The following is a 22,425-nucleotide window of genomic DNA, read 5'->3' as shown; positions in this document are numbered from 1 at the left end:
ACTGGGGCAAGGCCATCGGTGGGTACCTCTTTCAGTGCGTGGATTTCGCCGTTCACACCGAAGATCCCGCCGATGGCCGTCTACGTGCTGACGCCCCGCCGTTGGTCCCTCAAACCCCACCACTCCCGGGGACTCTTACGGATCGCTGGTCGCCTCAGCTTCCTCGACCGCCTTCGCCTCGTCGTCGATGAGCCCGACGAGCTCGATCTCCTTGATCCAGGCGTTGACCTCGCCAACCGCCTCGTCGAGCGACTGGCCCACGCCGCCGGAGGTCGCGGCTCGGGCGAAGTCGTCCGACCAATGCGCGTGGGCCACGAGGGTCGGAGGCCAATCGCGAGTCGCGAGGCCGAGTTCGGCGGCCTCATCGGTCCGCGCGGTGAACACAGCCCTTGCAGCCTGCCGGATCTCGGCCAGGGTCGGACTCCCGGTCGACTCGGCGAGGTCGCGGAGCAGGAGGAGGTCGACGATGTCACGCGCGCGGTCGTTGATCGAGTCCGGCGGCTCGTGCGGATCGGAGACTGCGTGGAGCTTCTGCGCGATCTGGAAGCGCATCGCGATCCCGACGAGGGCGTCCGGATCAGGCAGCCCGAAACCGCCAAGCGGTGGCGGCTCGATCGTCTCGTGTTCCTCGCTGACGCCCGCCTCGTCGGGTGACACCTCGAACTGGATGCGCCGCCAGGTCACACCACGCAGTTCCAGGATGATGTCGAAGCGCCGCGGCTTGATGATCTTGGTCGGGACGTTAACGACCTCGACCTCGCCGCGGCGAAGTGTGAGGGGTCCCCACGGTTCGTCGAGCGCCTCGTCCAAGGCGAGGATGAACTGGTCGAGGTCGCCACGGATCAGGCCGTCGACGTCCTTGGTTGTGCGGGCCGTAGCCGGCAGCCGGTGCTGCAGCAGGGTGCCGCCTTTGAGCAGGAACAGATGCCGACCCTCGGCATCGATCGCTCGCTGCACAGCGGCGATCGCGACAGAGGAAGCGATCAGCCAACCGAGCCGACCGCCCTTCGCCTCGTCGCCGAGCTTGCCCTCGGCCTGGGCGATCCAGGTATTGAGGACCTTGGCCGAGACAGGCTCCTTGGTCTTCGGCTTCAGGGTGCGCAGCAGGGCGGCCAACCGGGAGCCAAGGTGTTCATCGCTCATGGCGAGCCTCCAACGCGGCGGCGAGCTCGTCGCGCTCGGTCGCCTTCAGATAGCCCTGCGTATGGCCGCGCTCGATCGCCTGACGCAGCAGGTAGGTCGGCGTGCCGAACTCGATGCACTGCGCGATGGCGGTCGCCGGAGTGACCGTCGGGATCTCCTGCCACCAGCCGATCTGCTTCGGGGCGAGGTCCTCGTAGTGCACGACGTAGTCGTCTCCACCGGTCCGGCGGAAGCGGCGCTGCTTTGCCACGGTGAGATGAATGCGGTTGGGGTTCACATCGCTGATGCCGTGCGCGTCCAGGGCGGTCTCGTGCGACAGAGCGGCTTCGGGCACTCGGGTCCAGAGGACCGCGAGCATGAGGTTGTCGTGCTCGCCGACCGGATACTGCGGAAACCGGTAGACGCCGTGGGCGGCCCTATCGAGCGTGCCCCGGTGGACCAGCATCTGGAGTGCGTGCTTGTCGATCCCGATCTCGGTGGCCTGCTGAGCGGTCACGAAGCCGTGCTGTGCGGTCGCGATGTCCCACAGCTCGTCACGCGCGAGGGCCTTCCCGGTCATGGCAGAAGTATAACGGAACCGTGACACTATTGCCGCGCCCGTCATGACGTCTCGCTGCCGGCACTGCGCACGGGCTCGAAGTTCATCTTCGCTGCGCATGTCGAGCAGAGAGTCTTCATCCAACCGTGCCGGCCGCGTCGTGACAGTCGAGCGGGCTGACCGCAGCACTCGCAGATCTCGAAGGACTTGTTCTCGGCCTCATGGATCAGGTCGTAGAACCGCTTCGAGGACTCCGCGTCCACGTCGCCTGCGTTCGCGTAGTAGCGCAGCCCGCCAAACTTGTCCTTCACCTGGCTGATCGTGTAGTCCGGCGACAGCACGTGCAGCTTCGCCTCCAGGTCGGCGATCAGCGACCCCCAGCCGTCGTCGCACTCGAACCAGGCGCGGGACTCACCAGCGGGGGTCTCCTGGTTCTGATCCGTCTCGTCGTTCATCGCTGCTCCTTCCCATCAGGTCGACCCGCCGTCGACGCTACGGACGGGGTCCGACAGCGGCCAACCGGTTTACTCGTCATCGGTGCGGGCGAACGCCTGGTCGAGCAGCTCAGCGGTCAGCGGGTTCACCTGCTCGTGGCGGCGGATGTAGTGCTCGATCGTCACCTTGGGATCGGTGTGGCCAAGCAACTCGGAGGCCAGGTTGAGGCTGGCCCGCTCGTTGATCACGGTCGCGACGGTGCGGCGGAACATGTGTGGGCTGACGCCCTCGATGCCGGCGTCGCCGAGGACCTTGCGGAGCTGGCGCCGCACGTTGGCCGTGGTCAGCGGCGTCCCCTCGCGACTGCGGAAGACGAGAGCATCCAGCGAATGGTCGGCCATGATCGCCAGCCGACGGCGCAGCGCTTCGGCCGTGAACGACGGCAGCGCGATCACCCGGTTGGAGCGGTCGGTCTTCGGGTGCTCCTGGCGGTAGGTCCCGACGCCGCGCTCCGAGATCACAGTGCCGCAGATCCGCAGAGTGGCCGGTGTCGTCGTCAGGTCCAGGTCGCGGCGACGGATCGCCAACACCTCACCGATCCGGGCGGACGTGCCGAGCATGACCTCGACGATCTGGCCGAGCTGCCCGTCCGGGTTGGGGCCCGATGTGCCCCGCGACTGCTCCCACACCTTGATGACCGCCCGGATCGCGTTGACCTCAGTCGCGGTCAGCGCGGTCGGCGTCCGCTTCGGCTTGTGCAGGCGTGCCACACCGTCGATCGGGTTGCGGTGGATCACCTCGTGCCGGACCGCGAGACCGAACGCGAGCCGGAGCACGGTCTTGGCGCGCTTGGACCGCGCGTACGACTGCTTGCCGAGCTCCTTGAGCAGCGCATCGCAGCGGGCGACCCCGATCTCGCGCAGTGCGTAGCCGCGGAACGCCGGGAGCACGAGCCGGGTCATGTCGCGCTCGTAGTTGAACCGGGTCGCGGGGGCGATCCTGTTCTCCAGGTCGAGGTCCGCAAGCCAGTAGTCGACCAGCGCCGGGAACGGGCTGTCGGGCGTCAGCGTCGTGTCGACCGGCTGGAAGGCGTTGCGCTGCGTCAGCTTCTTCTTCAGCGCCACTTCGGCCGCCGGCCTCGACGTCGCGGTCGCCTGCACGAGCCGCGTCTGTCCGTCCCAGTCGCGGAAGCGGGTTCGGGCCTCGACCTTGCCCTTGGCGCGCTGGATGAAGGCGATCTCGCCGTAGCCGCCGATGGGGATGCGTGGCCTACTCATGACGACCACCATCACGATGACCACGACGATGATCAGCACGATCACGATCACCATGACGATCATGAACAGGTTCATGTTGATCATCGAGCCAGGCCTGCACGTCGCTGACGGCGAACCGCAGGTGCTTGCCGAGCTTGAAGGCTCGCGGCGCCCGGCCGGACAGCCGCCAGTCGTAGATGGTCTGCACGGGGACACCGAGGTACTCAGCGAGTTCCTCGACCCCGATGAGGGGCTCCAGCCCCAGCTTCGTCGTACTCATGCCCAGTAGGTGTGCGACCGCTGCCGAGCGAGCCCGAAGCGACCGGAACCAACGGCGCCGGCGTCCGACTGGGACGCGCTGCGCACCTGTCAATGTGATGGGTAAACGATGGGATCGCATCTCGCCCCCAAAGCGAAAGTCCAGGTCAACCATGGGCTGACCTGGACTTTCTTCGTAGCGGGGGCAGGATTTGAACCTGCGACCTCTGGACTAACTCAGAGGCTTCGCGACTACATCGGTCTCGGGTCGGAAGCTACCGATTCGCTCGGTGTGGTGAGGGATTCGCCCTCGCTTCCAGACCTCACGATACCCGAGTGGTGCCGAGAGGATCCGACCGTTTCTGGACAGTAGGTGGTACCGGGTCGAATCCCCACCGCGGAGCATCGGTTCCGATCCGCTCACCATCCCGGGTACCGGTCCGTCCATCTGGTGAATGGCCCGTAGTCGCCATGGAGGCGATCGCCGGATGTGAACTCGAAGACGAAGTCATCGGCCAGGGTGAGGATCGTGTCGCGGCCCTCGACCTCGAAAGCGAGCTGGGGCGGCAACGCCGTCTCGCCGTGAAGTGCTCCGAGGATGTTGCCGCAGATCGCGCCTGTCGAGTCGCTGTCTCCCGAGTGCGTGACGGACAGGGCCAGGGCATCGACCACCTGGCTGGGTTCTGGGTAGACGAGCGAGGCATAGATCGCCATGGCTAGAGCCTCCTCGGCGACCCAGCCTCCCCCGAGCGACTCGATGTGTTCAGGGCTCGGGCCGCGGCGGGCAGTCTCGATCGCTTGCGTGATCGCTTGATAGACCTCCGCGTGGCCGTGACGAGCCCGCAGCTGGGTCATCGCTTCATCGATCGCCCGATCCAGATCGCTTCCGCGCATGAGCGAGCCAATGAGCACCGCCAGCGCTCCTGATGCCAGCTGTCCTGTGGGGTGGCCGTGGGTGTAGCCGGCGGCCTCCGCCGCCGCGCCAAACTGCCATTCCAGCGGCCACACCCACGGGGGCACGAGACCAAACGGAGCACTGCGCATAACCCCGCCGCACCCCTTGGACGTGTTGTCGCTTCCGTGCCGAACTGCTCCAGCTTGCGACGACCGCCCCGCGGAACCTCGAGTGCAGAGAGGCACGTGTTGCCCGGAGCCCTTCGGGAGTAGAGCCAGCGTTCGTTGATCAGCCAGCCGTCCCGCTCGCCGTCGGGGCCGTCCTGGAGCTGCGTGTCGAGCCACCGGTCGTAGGCGGGATGCAGCACCCCAACCGTGAACCCGAGACCACGGTCCTGCCGGACCGAGGCACGAATCATGCCGTCGACGGTGAACAGCGTCATCTGGGTGTCGTCGGTGATGCGGCCGTAGATGCGGGCGCCGTCGACGCTCTCCGAGAGGTACTCCTTGACCCCGTCCCGTCCGCACTCGGCACGAATCCGATCGAGGCTCCAGAACTCGACCGGGCCTCCGAGGGCGTCCCCGATTGCCCCGCCCAGCAGGCTGCCTCGGACTCGAGAGCGATAGTTCTCGAGTCCGTGTCGCTCGGGCGCCCTACCGGTTGTCATGAATGCAACGCTATGGGGCAGGGCCGACAGATCCGGCGGATTCGAGCTACGAGAATCCGCTCTGCGCTCACTCGATGGTGAGGTCGTCCGCCGCAGTTGGAAGCGCGACGTTGACCATCTTCTGCGCTTCCTGGGTGGCGAGAATTTCCTCGCGAAGCTCAGGGGCGATGTCGACCACGTGCATTTCGACACCGAAGACATCAGCGGCCCGCCTGACCCAGCCCGTGATTGAAGAGCGGGCGTCCTCACTTGCGAAGACGATGATCGGTCGCACGTCGGCGTGGTCCGGCTCCTGTCGAAGGAGTGCCAGCTTCAGGACGTCCTGCGCGATCTTCTTCAGCTGCCCGCCCTTCAGCGTTCCCTGTCGCGCGTAGGCCTCCACCGCGAACTTTCCGTCCTCGCTGCGGGCGTCGAGCTGGATGCGCACTCCCCCGCTGAGCGACAAGGCTCCTCCGCCGACCAGAACCACTCCGAGTTGGGCGGCCAGGGCCTCGATGATGGCTCGCTCGGCATCCCGCTGGACGGCGGAGTCGCTCTGGTGAGTGGTCATGGACGCCAACCTACGGCGGCCGCGCCCGAAGGACGTATCAGACGGAATCTTTCGACGGGAGCGCCCACTTCTGTCGGCCGCTCGCGGCATGATCGGACCGTGGTTTCAACGTTCGGGTGGCTCGACACAGACAGCGAGCAGCGCAGGAAGATGCTGGAAGTCGTCGACCTCTTCAAAGAAGAGGGCACCGTCGACGAGCTCGGCATCGGCTCCATTCGCGACGCTCTCGCCGACTCACTCTTCCCCGGAACGTCCGTGCTGCACACCCGCCTGCGATACGTCATGTTCATTCCCTGGTTGATGCAGCAAGCGGCGCACAAGCCCTCCCCCACGGAAATGAGCGCCGAGTTCCGGACACTCGAGTACCGACTCATCGGCAGCCTCATGGCTGGCGGCGAAGAACTGGGAGTCATCGGCAACCGCGCTCGGAACAACCTCAAGCGCATGCCCAGTGGCATGTACTGGGCAGCTCTCGGCTCCTGGCAGATCCGGCAGGGCGACTTCTCCACAGAGGGCTACTTCCGCCGCCAACACGACTACCGCCAACTCTCGACACGAACCGTGAAGGCCGATGACCCCGAGGCGCGCGAGTTGCTCCCCGGCTCGGGCCTCGATCCTCACGTTCCGCCCGCTCCGAACGACTGGTTGAAGGCGGTCGACTTCCAGCTCACGGGCGAGGAGGAGCAGTACCTGTCGGACCAGATCGTCACCGCGACGCAGGGCTCGATGCTCGCGTGGTTGATCCGTAATCCACCCGGCAACGAGCCGAACTTCGTGTGGGATATCGACAACCTTCATCAGGCTCCAGAACACTTGCGCGACCTCGCGGACCATGCCCGCCGGTTCAGCGTCGTGATCCACGGCGCCGCGCTGATGTACAACCTGCTGCTCGCTCGACGTCGTCGCGACGACAGCCTCGTCGCGGGATACGTCGATCGGCTGGACCAGTGGGAACGCGAGTTGCTGATCCCGTCTCGAGCCCTTGAGGGTTGGAGCCGGGCGGACTGGTGGGCGACTATCCAGCGGAAGAACCCCCGGCTGCGCCAGCCCACCATGCAGTTCGTCAACCGTTGGATCGATCTGCTGGAGGCCGGCGACTCGCCCGCCAGTTCGCGGACGGCGGCGGACCTCATCTTCACCCGTGAACGACAGATCAAGGGTGGCCGAGCGCGACTCGTGAACCAGTCCGCCCTCGACCGCTGGTCGGGCGAAAGCGGCACCGGTCGTCACAGCTTCCGCTGGCCGATTGCCCGCGCTCACCTTGAAGACCTCTACGCGGCTCGGGCGGCGTCGTGACGCTTACTCCCGAGACGCGCGTCATGCTGACAGACGCGCTCCGCCCGCCCGCGGGATACCGCGTCGACGTGGCCGTCGGTACGACGTACTCCCTGAACCTCACGGCACTGCTTCTCGCACCCTTGTCGTTCGCACTGTTCGATCAGGGCAACGCAGATGACATCGGCGCAGTGGATCCGATCCGGTTGCTCGAAGCTGTGCGGCGCCATGCCGACCACACGACCGTCTTTTGCCAGGCCGGCGGGATCCATGTGCCCGGCAACTACCGCAGCATCCTCACCTTCGTCGAAGACAGCGTGCTGGAAGTGATGCCGCCCAACGAAGGCGCGATCTTTCATCCGAAGATCTGGGCGATCCGGTTCGAGAACGCCGAAGGCGAGCGACTGCATCGAGTCGTGATCCTTAGCCGGAATCTGACGCTGGACCGCTCCTGGGACACCGCGCTCGTCCTTGACGAGGATGAGGACGGCGCGATCGAGGCGGCCCCTGCAGGAGCGTTCGTCGCCCAACTGCCCGCGCTCGCGGTGCGACCGCTCGACGCACGGCGAACCGCCGAGATTGCCGATCTCGCCGGCTCGCTGGCTCGCGCACGTCTCGCGGCGCCATCGCCCTTCACCGGCGGCGCACTGATCCCGATCGGAATCAGTGCTGAGCGGATCTGGCCGTTCCCGGCTGAGGGAAGGCGGCTCCTGGCGATCAGCCCGTTCCTGACGAAAGGCGCGGTGGAGTCGATCGGGCGCATCGCCACTGAACGCACCTTGGTCTCACGAGCTGAGGCGCTGGAGCTCGTCGGCTCCCGTGCGCTTGCGGGTTGGTCGGTGAACGTGCTCCAGCGGCTTGCCGAAGTCGACCCCCAAGACGACTTGGCCGATGTGTCGACGGTCGCTCCGGACGGGTTCTTGGAGACCCACGATGGACTCCACGCCAAGACGTTCGTCGTTGACGAGCGTGGTGGGCAATCCACGGTGGTCACCGGAAGCGCCAACCTGACGAGCCCGACGTGGGGCACCAACGTCGAGTTCGATGCGGTTCTGCGTGGCCCGACCTCGGCATGCGGGGTCGCGAAGGTTCTGGACGGCACCACCGAAGCGCCAGGCCTCACACGGATCCTGGAGGAGTACAGCGTCACTGACGCCGAAGGCGTAGCCGATCCCTCGATCGCCACGTCCTACGAGCTCGAGCACTTCCACCAGCAGCTCGCGGCCAGCGAGCCCACACTTCATGTGGGCGAGGTGGACGAGGATCGAGTCACGGTCACACTCACCCTCGACCTGCCTGCCAGTGCGCCTGGCGAGAGTCGCGTGTGGCCTGCCTCGTTGCCCGCCGACACCCAAGCACAACCGCTCGCCCAGACCTTGAGCTGGACCATCGCGCCGATCAACGTCACTCCCTTCATCGCCGTCGAGACGACGCTCGGCGAGGGCGCGGCGCGTGTGACCCGTTCCTGCGTGATCAAGCCATCGCTGGTTGGCGCGGTCGACGGCCGCCGCCAGGACGCCGTCTTCTCGATCTTGAGGAGCAAGGAGGACGTGCTCAGGTACCTGGTCTTCCTGCTCGGCGACCCGAGCTACGACGCGTTGTTCGCCCAACTGGCAGGGGTCGACGGCGAGAGGTTCCACGGGGCCGACCGGCCTGCGCTGACGAGCGCGGATGTCGCTCTATTTGAACCTCTCGTTCGAGCGACAGGTCGGGACGAGGACGCACTCGCACGAGTTGCGAGTCTGATCGAGGACCTTCGAGCGCTGCCGAATGGCGACGAACTCGTCCCCGACGGGTTCGAGGAACTGTGGGATGTCGTCTGGCAGGTACATCAGGAGCACCGCGCATGAGCGAGATCTCTGAGCGCACCGAGCGCACTCTTGCGACGCTGAAGGACTTCCAGCGCGACACGGTCGAGCACGCCTTCGACCGGCTCTGGTTGGCCGACGACGCCGTGAAGAAGTTCCTCGTCGCCGACGAGGTCGGGCTGGGCAAGACCATGGTCGCCAAGGGCCTCATCGCCAAGACCGTCGAGCACCTCTGGGAGACCGACAAGCGCATCGATGTCGTCTATATCTGCTCCAACAGCCAGATTGCGCGGCAGAACCTCAGCCGGCTCAACGTTGTTGGGGGCGCCGAGGTCAAGCATGCGGATCGCCTGACGCTGCTACCCAAGGTGATTCGCAACCTTCGGGACCAGCGAATCAACTTCGTCTCGTTCACGCCGGGCACGTCGTTCCAAGTCGGTCACTCCGGCGGTGCCGCTCCCGAGCGCGTGCTCCTGTACTGGATGTTCGCTGAGATCTGGGGCGAGGAGATCACCGGCCGATCCCGCTGGATCAAGTTCTTCCAAGGCGGCAAGTCCCGCGAGAACTTCGAGCGCGAGCTCGGCTGGTTCGACCGATCCTCCATCGATGCCGAGTTGTGCGAATCCTTCGCCGATGCGATCGACGAGACGACCGGTCCGGACGGCGGCAAGCTGGAGGACGAGCTCGACGACTGCGCGGCCGAGTTCACCTACCTGCGCGGGAAGCCGAGCTCCGACCTCTCCTGGCGCCGGAACCGCCTCATCGGAATGCTGCGCCACCTGCTCGCAAAGGCAGCCGTGGATCACCTGGAGCCAGACCTCGTCATCCTCGACGAGTTCCAGCGCTTCAAAGACCTGCTCGACGCCGACGACGACGGGGCGCAGCTGGCGAAGGCCATCTTCGACCATCCCGACGCCAAGGTTCTGCTCCTCTCGGCCACGCCGTACAAGATGTACACGCTGCCCGACGAGCCCGAGGGCGACGACCACTACCGGGACTTCACCCGGACCGTCCGCTTCCTAGCCGGCGACGAGCGCGCCCACGTGGTGGAGCGCGAACTGCGCACGATGCGCGAAACCCTGCTCAGCGGCGGGGACCATGCCCGCGCCCGAGAAGCTCGCGATCGTGTCGAGCGCGAATTGCGCCGGGTGATGAGCAGAACCGAGCGGCTCGCCTCCACGCCCGATCGCGACGGCATGCTTGTTGAGCGACCGCTTCCCGGCGCCAAACTCGATGCCGAAGACTTGCGTTCGTGGCGAACATTCGACGATGTCGCTCGGCAGATCGACCGCCACGACGTTTTCGAGTATTGGCGATCCACGCCGTACCCGCTGAACTTGATGGACCGGGGCAGCTACCAGGTTCGCACCAAGTTTCAGGCTGCCGCAGAGCGCCACGACCCGACACTCCTTGCCACCCTTCGCAGTGGACGCGGAATGCTCGACTGGGACGAAGTCCGCCGCTACCAGCGGGTGGATCCGGGCAACGCGAAGTTGCGGGGTCTCACCGAGGACGTGCTTGACCGCGGTGCATGGAAGCTCGCCTGGCTTCCTCCTTCCCTGCCGTACTACGACACTGCAGGGGCGTACGCCGACCCGCTGTTGAAGGACTTCACCAAACGCCTGATCTTCTCTGCCTGGGCCGTCGTGCCAAAGGCAGTTGCAGTCATGCTCAGCTACGACGCGGAGCGGCGCGCCATCCAGGCCGCCGGCTACACCGATCGCAGGTACGACGACCGCCCGATCACTCCCCCACTTCAGTTCCGCATGAGCGGCGACCGGCCGGCTGGCATGCCAGCGTTGGCATTGCTCTACCCAGGCCTTGTTCTCGCCCGCCTCGGCGACCCTCTCGAGATCGCCCGATCCACCGGTGCGGCTCTGCCGCTCTCGCGCGAAGCGCTCTTCGACTCCGTACGGGACCGCGTTCGTGAAGCACTCACTCGCCTCACCGAAGGGTCGCCGCGGGTCGGGACGCCGGACCAGCGCTGGTACTGGGCGGCGCCGTTCCTGATGGATCGCAGGATCGCTGCGGGCGAGAACACGCCCTTCCTGTCGCGGATGCGCAGTTGGGACGGCCACGACGAGCAGGACCAGGAGTCGCGCCTCGGCAGCCACCTCCGGGCAGCCGACGGAGTAAAGGAACTCAGCCTCGGCCCCCGCCCCGACGACCTTGCCGACGTCCTCACAGCCATCGCCATCGCCGGTCCCGGTGTCTGTGCACTGAGAGCGCTATCGCGCGTCACAGGAGGCACCGACGCCCTCGTGAACCCGGATATCCGCGACGCGGCCTACCGCATCGGGCAGGGCCTGCGCTCCTTGTTCAACAAGCCGGAGATCGTTGCCCTCCTGCGCTCCGGCGAGGACGAGTCCTACTGGCGAGCCGTCCTCGAACACGCCGTCGACGGATGCCTTCAGGCCGTCCTCGACGAATACGTGCATGTCCTGGTCGAGTCCGAAGGTCTCCAAGACGCCGACCACCTGCAGCGTGCGGAAACCCTGGCCGAGACCATCACTGAGGCGTTGTCGACGCGGGCCGCCACCAACACCGTCGAGCAGGTTGAAGTCGCCGATTCGGAGATCACGCTCAACGAACACCGCATGAGCAGCCACTTCGCAGCTCGGTATGGACGCGCGCAATCCGACGACAAGGCCGCCATGCGCGAGAGCACGATCAGGACGGCCTACAACTCCCCGTTCCGACCGTTCGTGTTGGCGTCGACGTCCGTGGGCCAAGAGGGACTGGACTTCCACACCTACAGCCACGCGATCGTGCACTGGAACCTCCCCGGCAACCCCGTCGACCTCGAGCAACGGGAGGGGCGCGTCCACCGCTACAAGGGCCACGCGGTTCGTAAGAACGTGGCAGCTGAGCACGGCGATGCCGCCCTCATCGACACCGGAACCGATCCCTGGGAGTCGCTCTTTCGCGCAGCACAGGCCAGCGAGGGTGGATCCTCTAACATCAGGCCTTATTGGATCTACACGCGGCCAGACGGCGCCGTCATCGAGCGCTACGTCCCCGCACTGCCACTCAGCCGGGAGGCCCAGCAGTACCGCCGTCTGCTCCGGACTGTCGGTGCCTACAGGCTGGTGATCGGCCAGCCTCGTCAGGACGATCTCGTCCGCTACGTCGGCGGGGACGTCGACTGGCTGCGCATCGACCTCACGCCCCCGCGGTCCGAAACCAGCTGACAGCTTGGCGCCCGTAGGTCACGCCATCGGAAGAGTCGCGGCGAGTGCTCGATGCACGCGGGACGCGTCTACCTCTGCGACCGCACTGATTCACAGATGCGAGGCCAGCCACCTCGGGCAGAGGTCATCCCTACACGCGGATGCCAAGGAGGCCTCCGGCCGGGTCAGCGTCAGTGAGAGTCAGCACAGTGAACGACGAGACGTCGACCGAGTGGGCGATGAGCTCGTCCGAGGGCAGGTCATCAGAATTGATGGTCAGGATGTACTGAAAGCCGTTGCTGTCGGCCGCCCCAATTGCCCGGCTGATGGCGGCCGACTTCTGACGCTCATCCACGCCGTCAAAAATGACGCTGTCGTGCCCCAAGAAGCCGGTTCCACGATCCTGCCGTGCCCAAGAGTTGGTGATAGCCAGGTCATAGGCGAAAACACCAACCTTGCCAACCCCATGCGACCCTTGCCGAGGCAGGGAAACCCGGAATTGATAGCCCGCCTCACCGACGTCGACGACCAGGTCGGCGGCTTCGCCGTACGCCTCCTCGAAGGTCTCCGAGAAGTCCTCCAGGATGCCAGCGATTGTCGGAAGGCGCTGCTCCACGTCCAGTGCGGTGCGCTGCTGGAGGTCGACCTGTGCAACCTTGAGCGCCGCCTTGCCCTTACGGATCTCGCGCAGCTCCTCGATCTGTCGCGTGAGCGCTTCGGTCGCCGCCGCCGCGGAACCCAGCCGCTGTTGGAGGTGGGCGAAGTCGTCAAGTGCTCCGTGCGTGGCTAGTAGCTGCAGGTCACTTCGACGCTGAGTCTCCAGCCGCTCAAGTTCGTCACGCTTCTCGGCTTGCTCGCGCTCCACTCTGGCGACCTCGGCGGCGAGATACTCCCGCCGGTTCCTTGCAACCTCGGTGTGAAACGAAACGATGTCCTCGACCGTGCGGGTCAAAGCCTCCCCGAAGACGACACCGGCCTCTTCGAAGGTCGAAAGAACTGCTTCGGCATCGTCTGCGTGCTCAGTTGCAAGTTGCCCCCGATACAACTCAAGGAGTCGGGCGTTGACCGTGATCGCGTTTGCCAGAGCCTGCATCTGGCCAGTCACGTCATTAGTACGCCGCTCGACTTCCCTGTACTCAGGAAGGACCTCAAAGTTCTCAATTTGCTCAGATAGCCGCCGGCGCTGCGCCTCCGAGCGGACTCGTTGCGACTCCAACTCCCCCAACCGCTCGCCCAGCTCGTCGAGGTCAGTCCTCCCGAGGACGCCGAGCGCCTTGCCCCGGTCCTTCCATCGCTGCCACTCAGTCGCTAGCTTCCAGTCGAGTCCGAGAAGGAATGCATTGTCGGCCTGAGTCTGGTGAGGGGGCTGCTTGCCGAAGGTCTCGAACGGAGAAACGTAGGCATCTGCGCGGAACCGGAGAAAGTGGCCAAACAAGCGCCGGAAAGTTGGATCGTACTCGCCACGAACTGCATCGGTTGGAAGCTGGAAGCACAGCTGTCCAAGCCACCCGGTCCATGCCTTTGGGCCGATCGAGGCTGGCGAACTGTCGCCGACCCCAAGTTCGGCCACATCTCCAAGGAGGCGAACCACACCTGAATCGTCGAGGGCTCGTGTCACGGCCAACTGGCGGTCGCCCTCGAAGGAGAGCTGGAGGGTGAACTCCCAGTCACTGCCTTGGAGCTTCTCCAGGCTGTCGCCTTTGCCGACGCGGCCGCCCAGGCAGAAGTCAATGATTTGGAAAAGCGTGGTCTTGCCTACGCCGTTGCGCGAGTCGGTGTCCTTCGATACTTCAGTGCGTTCGGCGAGAACAAGATTGAGTCCGTCCCGGAACACAACCTCGCGGAAATGATCCTTGTTCGCCTTGAGGTTGACGAGTTTCATTGAGCCGTCCAGACGAGGATGCCGTTTTGGAGGCCAACGACTCCGAATCCAAAGAGCAAAGAGAGCGCCATCGCGAAACGGTCGAACGTCCACGAGGAATCATCCGCGACTAGTGCTGACCACAGCTCAGACACCGTGCGGTCTGCTTCACGGTGTCTCAGGATATTCGCGGCTTGACCGAGCAGAGACCGCTCGACCGCCACGTACTTGTCAGGAAGCAACATGGGCGGGCGCCTCGAATACATCGCACACCTCGAAGAGGTGGCACAGAACGGCGAGAGCAGCAGCGCGCACATCGAACCGGTCGCTGCTGTTAGCGTCAGCGGAGACGGCCGCCTCGAATGCAAAGTCTCCTAGTGCGAAGAACAGGGCGTCACCCCGTAGCCCCTCGGCGTGAAGGCGCTCGTACTCTGCAACGAATCCCTGACGGAGTCGCTGCGGAAATCCCGTGTCGACACGCGTCGCCATCTCTTGCAAGTAGGCGGCGACCTGGGGTGCCTGCATGAGACCGAGCGTCATCCGGTGGGACGACGCTGCCGTCAACTCGTTGTGTGCCATCTTCTCCTGCGGCGGGACGGCGGACATCGCACTGCTAGCCATGGCGGTGCCGGTGACGAGCGCACGGCAAACGATCTCCAGCTCGGCGAACTGGATCCCGCGCATGCCCTCAGTGAGCCTCTCCTCGACCCACGCCTCTAACTCGTCCTTCCACCCGCGCATCTGCTCGACCGTGTACGTGCTGTCCTGCGCGTCAACCAACCCGTGGTGGTTCCGGCAGAGCAGGACGAGGTTCGGATAGTGATCCCGCTCGGTGGCCGGGAAGGTGGCATCGGCGCGCGGACCAGCGTCGGCGTGAGCAACGATGTGGGCGATGTGCCCCAGAACAGCCTCGTCGTCCACGTCGGTCCCCGGAGCCAGGAGCCTGGTTCGACACGCAGGGAACGCGCAGAACATGCCAGACTTCCCGAACAGCAACTTGAGGTCGCGATCAGAATAACTGCGTCCCATCTTGCCGCCCATCGGTCCGAATATGCTTTGGCGGTGGGTGCTCCGCCCGACCGAGCCAGCCTAGTGGAGGGGGCCGACGCATCTTGGGAATCCGAGAACGCTTGCCCGGTGATCAGGCCAACTCGTAGAGGGTGCCGTGCTTGCTGGTCATGGTCGACTCGACGGACTCGGCAAGAGCTGAGTCGCGGATCAGGAGGCCGAACTCGACGTTGCGGTTCTCAGCGCTGAAGGAGAAATTGGCGCTCGTGAGCAGCAGCACCTCGTGATCGATGACGATGAACTTGGCGTGGCTGACGACCCGCTTGCCGTTGGGCAGCTCGGCCGACTGGTAGACGGTCGCTTTCGGCAGTTGTGCCTTTACCTTGGCGGCGTCCGCCTTGTCACCATCGACGTAGACAGTGACCACGACGCCGGGCTGCTCGGACGCCTGTTTGAGCACGCTCCACATCTGGGAGGTCTGCTCGAAGTTGTACGTCGCACACACAACCGACTGCCGTGCCGCCTGGACAAGGCGGTGGAATTCGCCCGTCAGGTGGCCAACCTTGGCTTCGTTGCCTGGCATCGTCCAGACGGGCGTCAGATCGCGGTTGAGCGACTTGGCCCCAGCGATGGCTCGCAGGACGCCGGCAGCACGAGCGCCATCCTCATGACTCAGCCCAGCAGCGACGAGAAACTGTTTGGCCTCGCCTCGACGTGCGGCGTTGACGACCGCCAGTGCCTTGATGGTGTGCTGACCGGCGGCGAACTGGGCGGCGAGCGCCTCGGCTTCGCTGGCGGTCAGGAACTCCCCGAGTGACGCGAAGGGGTCAGAGGGCATCCGGGCTCCCGAAGAACCCGGGCACGGTCTCGCCCGTGGCCGTCGGGAGGTTGAGCAAGAACCGCCGGTCGAGGAATCGGTTCGCCTTCTCACAAGAGGTTTCCGAGGCGAAGGAGCAGCAGTGGCAAGCGGCACCGTGCAGGAAGTCCTCGGGATCGCTCGGCGTCCGGGTGGCGCACACCGGGTCTGACGAGCAGCGCGACGCCCGGCGCAGCGCGGACACGACGAGTCCGTGGAGCCGCGCCGGCTCGGACAGAGCCACGAGACCACCGAGGGTGCCTTCGCTGTCGGACGCGGTCGTGCAGATCAGCAGGCCAGCGGCAGCTTCGCGCTGCGGTGTGCTGCTCCATCCGTAGATGCGTTCAGTGAGGCTGGCTGCGCCGTATCCGCTCGACATTGCCATCTCTCGGATAAGCGCGTGCGACAGCGTGTGAAGCAGCCAGTACCTGGGTGCCGGCAGCCGCAGGTCGGGGTCGACGTTCTTGGCTGTCTCGGAGAAGCGGCGCTCGAAGTTGCGGCGGTGAGCCGAGCGGTGCGCCTCCCACAGCGGCGTGGAGAGGATCGACTGCTCCCAGCTCGCAACCGCCTCAAGGTCTAGTTGAACGAAGATGCCTTCGCCACGGTCCTCGGTCGCGGGCACCCAGCTCGGCTTGCCGTTCCGGGTGAGCTTGACGAGTCGGCTGACAAGGTCGTTGACCCGGTCCATCTCGTCGAGGCGGGTGAAGCCGAGGACGGCGTTGACCTTCTTCATCTTGTTGACCGCGACGACGCGACTGATCCGAGGATGCAGATCTGCGTCGCGCTGCATCTCGGTGACCATGAGGCCGCTGGAGTTCTGTTGCTGCGGGAACAGCGAGGGCTTCTGGAGGTAGCGCCACTCGGGAACGAGCAGATCGACCGGGTCCCAGGCTGCGAGCTTCTCCTGGCGCACTTCCTCGGAGTCCTCAGGTGCGAGGACGTCAGCGATAGCGGCGACGATGTCGTCGTCGCTCAGGTCGTTGAGGTCGATGTTCTTCGCGCCAGCGAGTGCCTTGATGACGTCGATCTGGGTGCCGAATTGCTTGACCTGCTCCACGCCGAGCTCAACGCGGAGGCGGTCGGCGAGGGCTTCCTTCTCCTCAGCGTCGGTACGAGGCATGACGATGATCGACTGCGTGGAAGCAAACCAGAGGTTCGATGCTCCCATCATGATGAGGGCCGGTCGGGCGTCGCAACCGTTGTCAAAGGCGTTGAGGTGCGGGTGGCGTCCACGGCACTTCTGCGGAAGCTTGTCACGGCCGATGGAGCCTTGCGCTTCGGCCATTCCTCGGGTTTGCCCGCACGACGCGCAGGCGATGATCGAGCCGACGCTCTTGCCGACGTTGGCGTCGCGCATCTTCAGGTCGGGCAGCTCAGCCTTGGGGCACTTCTTGCCGCGATGAACCCAAAGCGAGTAGGGGAACTCGTCGAGGTGCCCATTGGTGCAGGTCAGCAGGTGTTGAGCTGGGACGGCGGGACTGCCTGACTTCTTGTTGGAGTTCCCTCCGCGGCCGGGGCAGTTCTTGTGGGTGAACTGCGCCAGGTCCGGTCGGAACGGATGGGTGTTGGTGTAGTGGAAGCGAGGCAGCGGGCCGAGGTAGTCACAGCCCGTGCAGCGGAACCACTGCGGGAACACCCGGCTTGGGATGCCAAGGTCTGAGCCTTCGCTGGACATGCCCATGCGCTTGGGCTGCCACGGGAACGGCCGCAGGGCGTCGACCTGGGGGCCGAGGTGAAGTCGGACGACGTTGAGCAGGCGGGGTTCGAGGATGCTCGGGACATGGTCCCGGCGCTTCCAGATCGTCTCCCAGTCATCGAGGCCAGCGGGCATGATCGAGAAGCTGGGCAAGTCCATGATCGCGCCGGGACCGTATGTGTAGAGCAGCGAAGAAGGTCGGGCCGAGCCGACCTTGGCGCGGTTCTTGACCACACCCTCCTCAGCGTCACCAAGCGGGTCGAGCAATTCCTGGTCGTCGTGCAGCATTTCCTCGCCGGACTCCGGCAGCAGATCCGTCATCAGTCCTCCTCCCCAACCGGAAGGGTCCACTCGGCCACCCCATCGGGCGTTCGAGCGAAGAGCCGATCTGGCACCGGGCTGACCAGCAGGTTGATCTCTGGCTGGACCTCGCGCATGGAGTTCGCGATCACGAACGGTGCCTCCATCGAGCCGCCAACCGACGCCTTGGCGTTCTCGGGGCTGATGATCAGCGGCAAATACTTCCCGCCCTCACCTGTCCGTTCGTAGACGAGGGTCTTGTGCATGTCGGCGGCCCGCTTGGCGCGCTCAGCCCAGCGGTCGAGCCGGTTGACCAGTAGGTCGTTGGCCCGCTTGGTCGCAGCCTCATCGAGTGCCGCGGCAGCGATGCGCTTCTTGAGCTTCTCCGCGATGGTTTCCACCGCTGTGCGCTCATCCCTGATACGCCATGCCTCGCGTTCCGGAGACAGTCCGTCTGTGACCGAAGCTTGCAAGACGCGCGCAGCACTCACGAGCAGGCCGTCGATGCCCCGCTCCAAGGACGTCGGGGAGTACGGCGTGACCGATAGCGCCTCGACCTGGGCATAAAACGTCTCGTGGTAGTGCCTGAACTGCTCGAAGTGCGCGAGGTCGCGTGGGCGAGCCCAGTTGCCGAGCGACACCACGAGACCGGGTCGTGCCGAGGGGTCACGACCGACCCGGGATGAAGCCTGGATGTATTCGGCTGTGTTCTTCGGCTGGCCGACGACGAGCATCAAACCAAGTCGCTGGACGTCAACGCCGACCTGCAACATCGAGGTCGCAAGCACGACGTCGAAGGGCGAGTTCTTCCGGGACGCGGGCTTCTTGCCAGCGCGTGCGTCGGCAATGCGTGCGAGGGTTGCCGCGGTGGTGTCGTAGTCCGGGTCAAACTCCAGACCGAGGTGGTCGAGTGTCTGGCCGATCTCGGAGGAGGCGATACGGGAGGTCAGCTCACCGACATTAAGCAGGCCGAACGAGGTCCCCCATCGGCGCGGGAAGCCGGAGTCCTTGCGCGGGCGGTTGACCCGGCTCTGGACGTCGTCGGCAACGTAGCGGGCCATGCCGGCGAGCTCGCGGGTGGCGTTGAAGTAACCGACCAAGGTCATGTACGGATCGGCAGCAGCCCCGGCCTTGTCGAGCAGCAACTGCCCGGCCGACAGCAGCACCTCCGAGACCCGAATCTCGGCACTGGAAAGTCGAACGCCTTGCGCGCTGACACCGATGTAGCGGCGACCCGGATTGGCGTCGTCGATAGGGACTTCCTGGGAGAAGAACGTGTCGGCGACGTCGAGCACCTGTGGCGGGAAGATCTCGACCTGTCGCCCATAGAGTCCGCGCACCTGTTCTTGTGCGTTGCGCACCGTTGCGGTGGACGCGACGATGAGCGGCTTCACAGGCGCGCCGTCGGTCGTCTCCCACGAGGACAGGGTCTCCACAGCAACCTCGAAGAGCCCAACAGCGGTGCCAAGCGCGCCGGTGATGAGGTGCAGCTCGTCCTGGATGATGAGGTCGGGCGGGCGCAGCCGGCCCACAGGAGCGACGGTCGCCGCAGGAAGCCCGTCCTTCGCCGGATGCGATCCGACCTGGCAGGGCGCGTAGTCAGCGTGGACGTAGCCGTGCCGACCGCAGCGCCGGCTGACGTACCCGAAAAGTGCGGCTGCCTCTCCTTCGCGCGCGAGTCGTGCGAACTTGTCCACTGTGGCGATCACGAACGCCGGCGTGAGGCGGTAGATCTCCTCGTCCACAGTCAGGACGGGCAGGCCCTCGCTCACGACTCCGCCCTTTGAGAACGGGCAGCGAGCTAGCTCGTCACCACAGTGGACGAACACGCGCCGATGATTGGCGTCCGCCTTGACCTGCGCGCCCGTGATAGGGGTGCCGCACCACGGGCAGCGCTGAATCTGGAGGACTGTGAGGCGATGCCCGAAGCCCTCGTTGGCCTTCTTGAGCTGCTCGTCGGCTTCCTCGAACCGCTTGGGACTGACGTCAGTTCCGACCCACAAGCCGATGCGGAACGGCTCGCTGCCCCAGGTCTCCACGTCGTCGAGGCGGGCCAACTCGGCAGCACACACCAACGCCGTCGCACGCTGGAACTGTTGCGCCGTGAGCAATCGGAGCGTGTAGCGCATGAGGACAGCAATGCCGTCGCCGCCATCGAGCGGACCAGCGGCAGAGTCCACGACGCCCTGGCGGCGCCGGATCGCGAACGTATATGCCGCGAGACCGAGGTAGGCCTCGGTCTTGCCGCCACCAGTAGGGAAGAACAGCAATTCGACTTTCGACTGGTGCTCCGAGCTGCGGATCGTAGCGGCCGGATCGGTCAGCGCGCCAAGCTGCATCAGGATGAAGGCGAGCTGGAACGGACGCCACGAAGCGGCCGATGGGCCGCGGCCCGCGACGATCTCTTGCGCCGCCTCGATCGAGAGACCCGCGTCGGCAGCGCGCGTCGCGGCAACCTGAGAGGCGATGCGCTGGTCGCGCATGACCCGGTTCATGAATTGGAAGCATCGCAGCGCCTCCGTGTCCGTTGCGACGTGCTCCAAGCCCGCAACGAGTCGCTTGTGCGCTTCGCGCGCCTCCCACAACGCAACCTCGGCGGTCTCCTGGAGGTGACTCGGCAGCGTGACGGCCTCCAACTCCTGCGCAGCCAGCCATGCGCCGTATCCGTCAACCAACGGAGCAAGCCCCGCCCGCAGATCGTCTGCCGTGACTGACGACAGCGCATCCATCGACAATGTCGCATCGTCGACCGACCGCGCCTTGGTCTGCGGCGTCTCACCGATGGGCAGCCACGTCGTCTCGACCGCAGTCGCGCGCCGGGAGCCGGACTTCAGCGTCCAGTCGGCCGAGCAAGTGCGGCCGATGGCGAACTCAAGCCGGTTGCGGTACTGGAGGTTGAGGCGCTTGACCTCTTCGTCGTGCTCAGGCCAGTCCTGCTCCATCACGTCCTGCACGGGCAGGAACACCTCGGCCCCACCAGCATCGACAAGGAGCTTGGTCTGGAACATCCACATGCTCAACGGGATCGGCATCGGCGTCTCGCGGTCGTTGCACAGTGCGATCTCCACCAGCACGCGATTGAAGTTCGGGTCGTCGTAGCGGTCGACTCGCAGGACGATCGACTCCTTCAGACCGACCGTCACGGTCTGGCCGGGAGGGAGGTCAGCGAGGCGGATAGTGCGGGTCTCCTCGACCGGGGTGCGCTGATATTCACGCACGGGACGGCCGGCCTTGGTGACCTTGTCGGTCTCGACCGTCTCGTACGTCCCCCACAAGGCGACGACATGGAACGCATCAAGGTCGGCAGGCACCTGGAACCGCAGCCCCATCGACGCGGGGATCATCAGGCCCTGCTTCGGAGCGCGGTCCTCGACGTCGTCGTCCTCGGAATCCGCCTCGGTGTCGTCGGCGGCATACGCCGGGATGCCCCGGCCCTCGGCCACCCCGTCGCTGTCAGTGCGAACCTCGACGAGGTCACCGCCGTCGGTGTCGTCCGGCGTAGCCGTAGCGGAGCCGACCAACTTGACCGGCGCAATGTGGCCCACAAGGTACTGCGACCGGGGGCTAAACGGGAGAGTCTCCTCGGGACCGTGGATGGGTCCGAGCAACTCACGCTGGACGATGTCCACGAGGTTCTCGCGCACCGCGTACGACGAGCCGTCCAACTCGTAGTTCAACTCGTACGACGCCTGCGGCCCAGCCGCCTCAGTGGTTGCCTCAGTCACGGGTCAACAGTCTGCCGTAGGGGTCCGACACTCGTAGGGATTGCTCAGTTCACCGGAGGACCCGCGAGATCCACCGGTGCCACAGACCGAATTTGAATCAGACGTTCGGCGTCGTACAGCCGCGTTTGCTCGGCAAAGTCGAGGAATGGCACCCAAACCCCGACCTCCCGGGTCCCGTCAGCGTAAGAGGCAAACGCCCGAACATGAGTCGGGTAGGTCTTGTACTTCTGGATTGCCTCAATCACCAATCCACGTGCTGAGTCCGCCTCCGCGTACCAGACGGCTGACGACCTGCCTTGCAACCGATGCGGAAGTGACTGGGGCGACCAACCTGTCGGGAAGAACCAGGGCGCGGGCGTGTCCTTTGCCCTGTGCAGGACCAACTCAAGACCAGCGCCGACGACGTCGACCCCGCTGAAGCCGACGTTGGCAACAGAGACGCCGATCAGCTCCTTGGTGAACGCCTCAACTTGCTCTGGCGACTCGCGCTGGAGCGCCTCGAACAAATCCGTAGACATCGTCATGTAGGTGTTGGGAACCCGACGGGCAGGAACGATGTCCACCGCGGTGGTCACCTGAAGCGCCTCATACACCGACTGCAACGCCGATTCCATTGACTTCACATACGCGACAATTTCAGCGTCTGAAATGGCTGATCCGCCAGCTTGGGCGACCTGCGCCTGCTTCCACTCCAGCAGTTCCTCAACCGGGAACACGGCATGGGCTTGGTCTACAGCTCGGTGGTGAGTTCCGCAGAGCAACAGAAGATTCCCCTCACGGTTGAGTTGGTCGCCTGGGAAGTCGGGATCGTGTCGTGGTCCGTCCGGACTGGCAGACCTGATGTGAGCAATCTCGGCAACTGGAGTCCGAACGCCACGGTCTGCGTCATCGAAGATCAGAGGGCTGTTACAGCCTGGGTAGGCGCAGCGCCTCGCTTGCCCAAAGAGGATCTTGATCGTCTGCTCCGAATGGGTTCTCGCCACG

Annotated in this window: 16 protein-coding genes and 2 pseudogenes; 3 read left to right on the top strand and 15 right to left on the bottom strand. The window is 65.3% G+C overall.

Translation table 11 applies throughout. The features are described 5' to 3' along the window. Positions 1-135: 135 nt before the first annotated feature. The 7 genes and pseudogenes from KU893_RS15930 to KU893_RS15900 form a co-directional block, all read right to left on the bottom strand. On the bottom strand, positions 136-1,143 hold the full coding sequence (locus tag KU893_RS15930) for a nucleotidyl transferase AbiEii/AbiGii toxin family protein (RefSeq protein ID WP_218235361.1): 1,008 nt from the start codon (positions 1,141-1,143) through the stop codon (positions 136-138). Further along, a complete protein-coding gene (locus tag KU893_RS15925) occupies positions 1,133-1,702 on the bottom strand; it encodes a type IV toxin-antitoxin system AbiEi family antitoxin domain-containing protein (RefSeq protein WP_218235360.1) in 570 nt (189 codons plus the stop codon). The genes KU893_RS15930 and KU893_RS15925 overlap by 11 nt, the downstream gene beginning before the upstream one ends. Positions 1,703-1,743: 41 nt before the next feature. Beyond that, positions 1,744-2,136 (bottom strand): hypothetical protein, encoded by a 393-nt coding sequence (locus KU893_RS15920; protein WP_218235359.1) that lies wholly within the window; start codon positions 2,134-2,136, stop codon positions 1,744-1,746. Positions 2,137-2,205: 69 nt separating this feature from the next. Then, positions 2,206-3,468, bottom strand: a complete 1,263-nt coding sequence (locus tag KU893_RS15915; RefSeq protein WP_218235358.1) for a tyrosine-type recombinase/integrase — start codon at positions 3,466-3,468, stop codon at positions 2,206-2,208. Further along, positions 3,386-3,652 carry a helix-turn-helix transcriptional regulator gene (locus tag KU893_RS15910; protein ID WP_218235357.1) on the bottom strand — a complete coding sequence of 89 codons (267 nt, stop codon included), beginning with the start codon at positions 3,650-3,652 and terminating at the stop codon, positions 3,386-3,388. The genes KU893_RS15915 and KU893_RS15910 overlap by 83 nt, the downstream gene beginning before the upstream one ends. 398 nt (positions 3,653-4,050) lie before the next feature. Continuing rightward, a pseudogene (locus tag KU893_RS15905) lies at positions 4,051-5,192 on the bottom strand (ADP-ribosylglycohydrolase family protein). Positions 5,193-5,259: 67 nt separating this feature from the next. Continuing rightward, complete coding sequence (locus tag KU893_RS15900) at positions 5,260-5,742, bottom strand: hypothetical protein (RefSeq protein WP_218235356.1); 483 nt, start codon at positions 5,740-5,742, stop codon at positions 5,260-5,262. Positions 5,743-5,841: 99 nt separating this feature from the next. Here KU893_RS15900 and KU893_RS15895 point away from each other — a divergent pair, with 99 nt between their 5' ends. The 3 genes from KU893_RS15895 to KU893_RS15885 are packed head-to-tail and all read left to right on the top strand — an operon-like array spanning position 5,842 to position 12,016. Further along, complete coding sequence (locus KU893_RS15895) at positions 5,842-7,038, top strand: DUF6361 family protein (RefSeq protein WP_218235355.1); 1,197 nt, start codon at positions 5,842-5,844, stop codon at positions 7,036-7,038. A 23-nt stretch (positions 7,039-7,061) separates the two neighbouring features. Continuing rightward, positions 7,062-8,867, top strand: a complete 1,806-nt coding sequence (locus KU893_RS15890) for a phospholipase D family protein (protein ID WP_218235354.1) — start codon at positions 7,062-7,064, stop codon at positions 8,865-8,867. Next, positions 8,864-12,016, top strand: a complete 3,153-nt coding sequence (locus KU893_RS15885; RefSeq protein WP_218235353.1) for a helicase-related protein — start codon at positions 8,864-8,866, stop codon at positions 12,014-12,016. The genes KU893_RS15890 and KU893_RS15885 overlap by 4 nt, the downstream gene beginning before the upstream one ends. 130 nt (positions 12,017-12,146) lie before the next feature. Here KU893_RS15885 and KU893_RS15880 read toward each other — a convergent pair whose 3' ends face one another. The 8 genes and pseudogenes from KU893_RS15880 to KU893_RS23815 all read right to left on the bottom strand — a co-directional run. Next, complete coding sequence (locus KU893_RS15880; RefSeq protein ID WP_218235352.1) at positions 12,147-13,877, bottom strand: DUF2326 domain-containing protein; 1,731 nt, start codon at positions 13,875-13,877, stop codon at positions 12,147-12,149. Continuing rightward, positions 13,874-14,101 carry an ABC-three component system middle component 6 gene (locus KU893_RS15875; RefSeq protein ID WP_218235351.1) on the bottom strand — a complete coding sequence of 76 codons (228 nt, stop codon included), beginning with the start codon at positions 14,099-14,101 and terminating at the stop codon, positions 13,874-13,876. The genes KU893_RS15880 and KU893_RS15875 overlap by 4 nt, the downstream gene beginning before the upstream one ends. Beyond that, entirely contained in the window at positions 14,088-14,897 is an 810-nt protein-coding gene (locus KU893_RS15870; protein WP_218235350.1) for an HNH endonuclease signature motif containing protein, read from the bottom strand. The genes KU893_RS15875 and KU893_RS15870 overlap by 14 nt, the downstream gene beginning before the upstream one ends. A 100-nt stretch (positions 14,898-14,997) precedes the next feature. After that, complete coding sequence (gene drmC / locus KU893_RS15865) at positions 14,998-15,702, bottom strand: DISARM system phospholipase D-like protein DrmC (RefSeq protein ID WP_218235349.1); 705 nt, start codon at positions 15,700-15,702, stop codon at positions 14,998-15,000. Further along, entirely contained in the window at positions 15,692-17,737 is a 2,046-nt protein-coding gene (gene drmB, locus KU893_RS15860; protein ID WP_218235348.1) for an MrfA Zn-binding domain-containing protein, read from the bottom strand. The genes drmC and drmB overlap by 11 nt, the downstream gene beginning before the upstream one ends. After that, a complete protein-coding gene (gene drmA / locus KU893_RS15855; protein ID WP_218235347.1) occupies positions 17,737-21,441 on the bottom strand; it encodes a DISARM system helicase DrmA in 3,705 nt (1,234 codons plus the stop codon). Before drmA ends, drmB begins: the two co-directional genes overlap by 1 nt. 44 nt (positions 21,442-21,485) lie before the next feature. After that, entirely contained in the window at positions 21,486-22,157 is a 672-nt protein-coding gene (locus KU893_RS15850; protein ID WP_246592698.1) for a hypothetical protein, read from the bottom strand. Between the two features lie 9 nt (positions 22,158-22,166). Beyond that, positions 22,167-22,424, bottom strand: a pseudogene (locus tag KU893_RS23815) (HNH endonuclease); the annotation flags it as partial. Position 22,425 lies beyond the last annotated feature (1 nt).

Source organism: Nocardioides daeguensis (genome assembly GCF_019192965.1).
GTDB lineage: Bacteria > Actinomycetota > Actinomycetes > Propionibacteriales > Nocardioidaceae > Nocardioides > Nocardioides daeguensis.
Note: the sequence above shows the minus strand (reverse complement) of the source record. Positions and strands in the feature narration are given on the sequence as shown.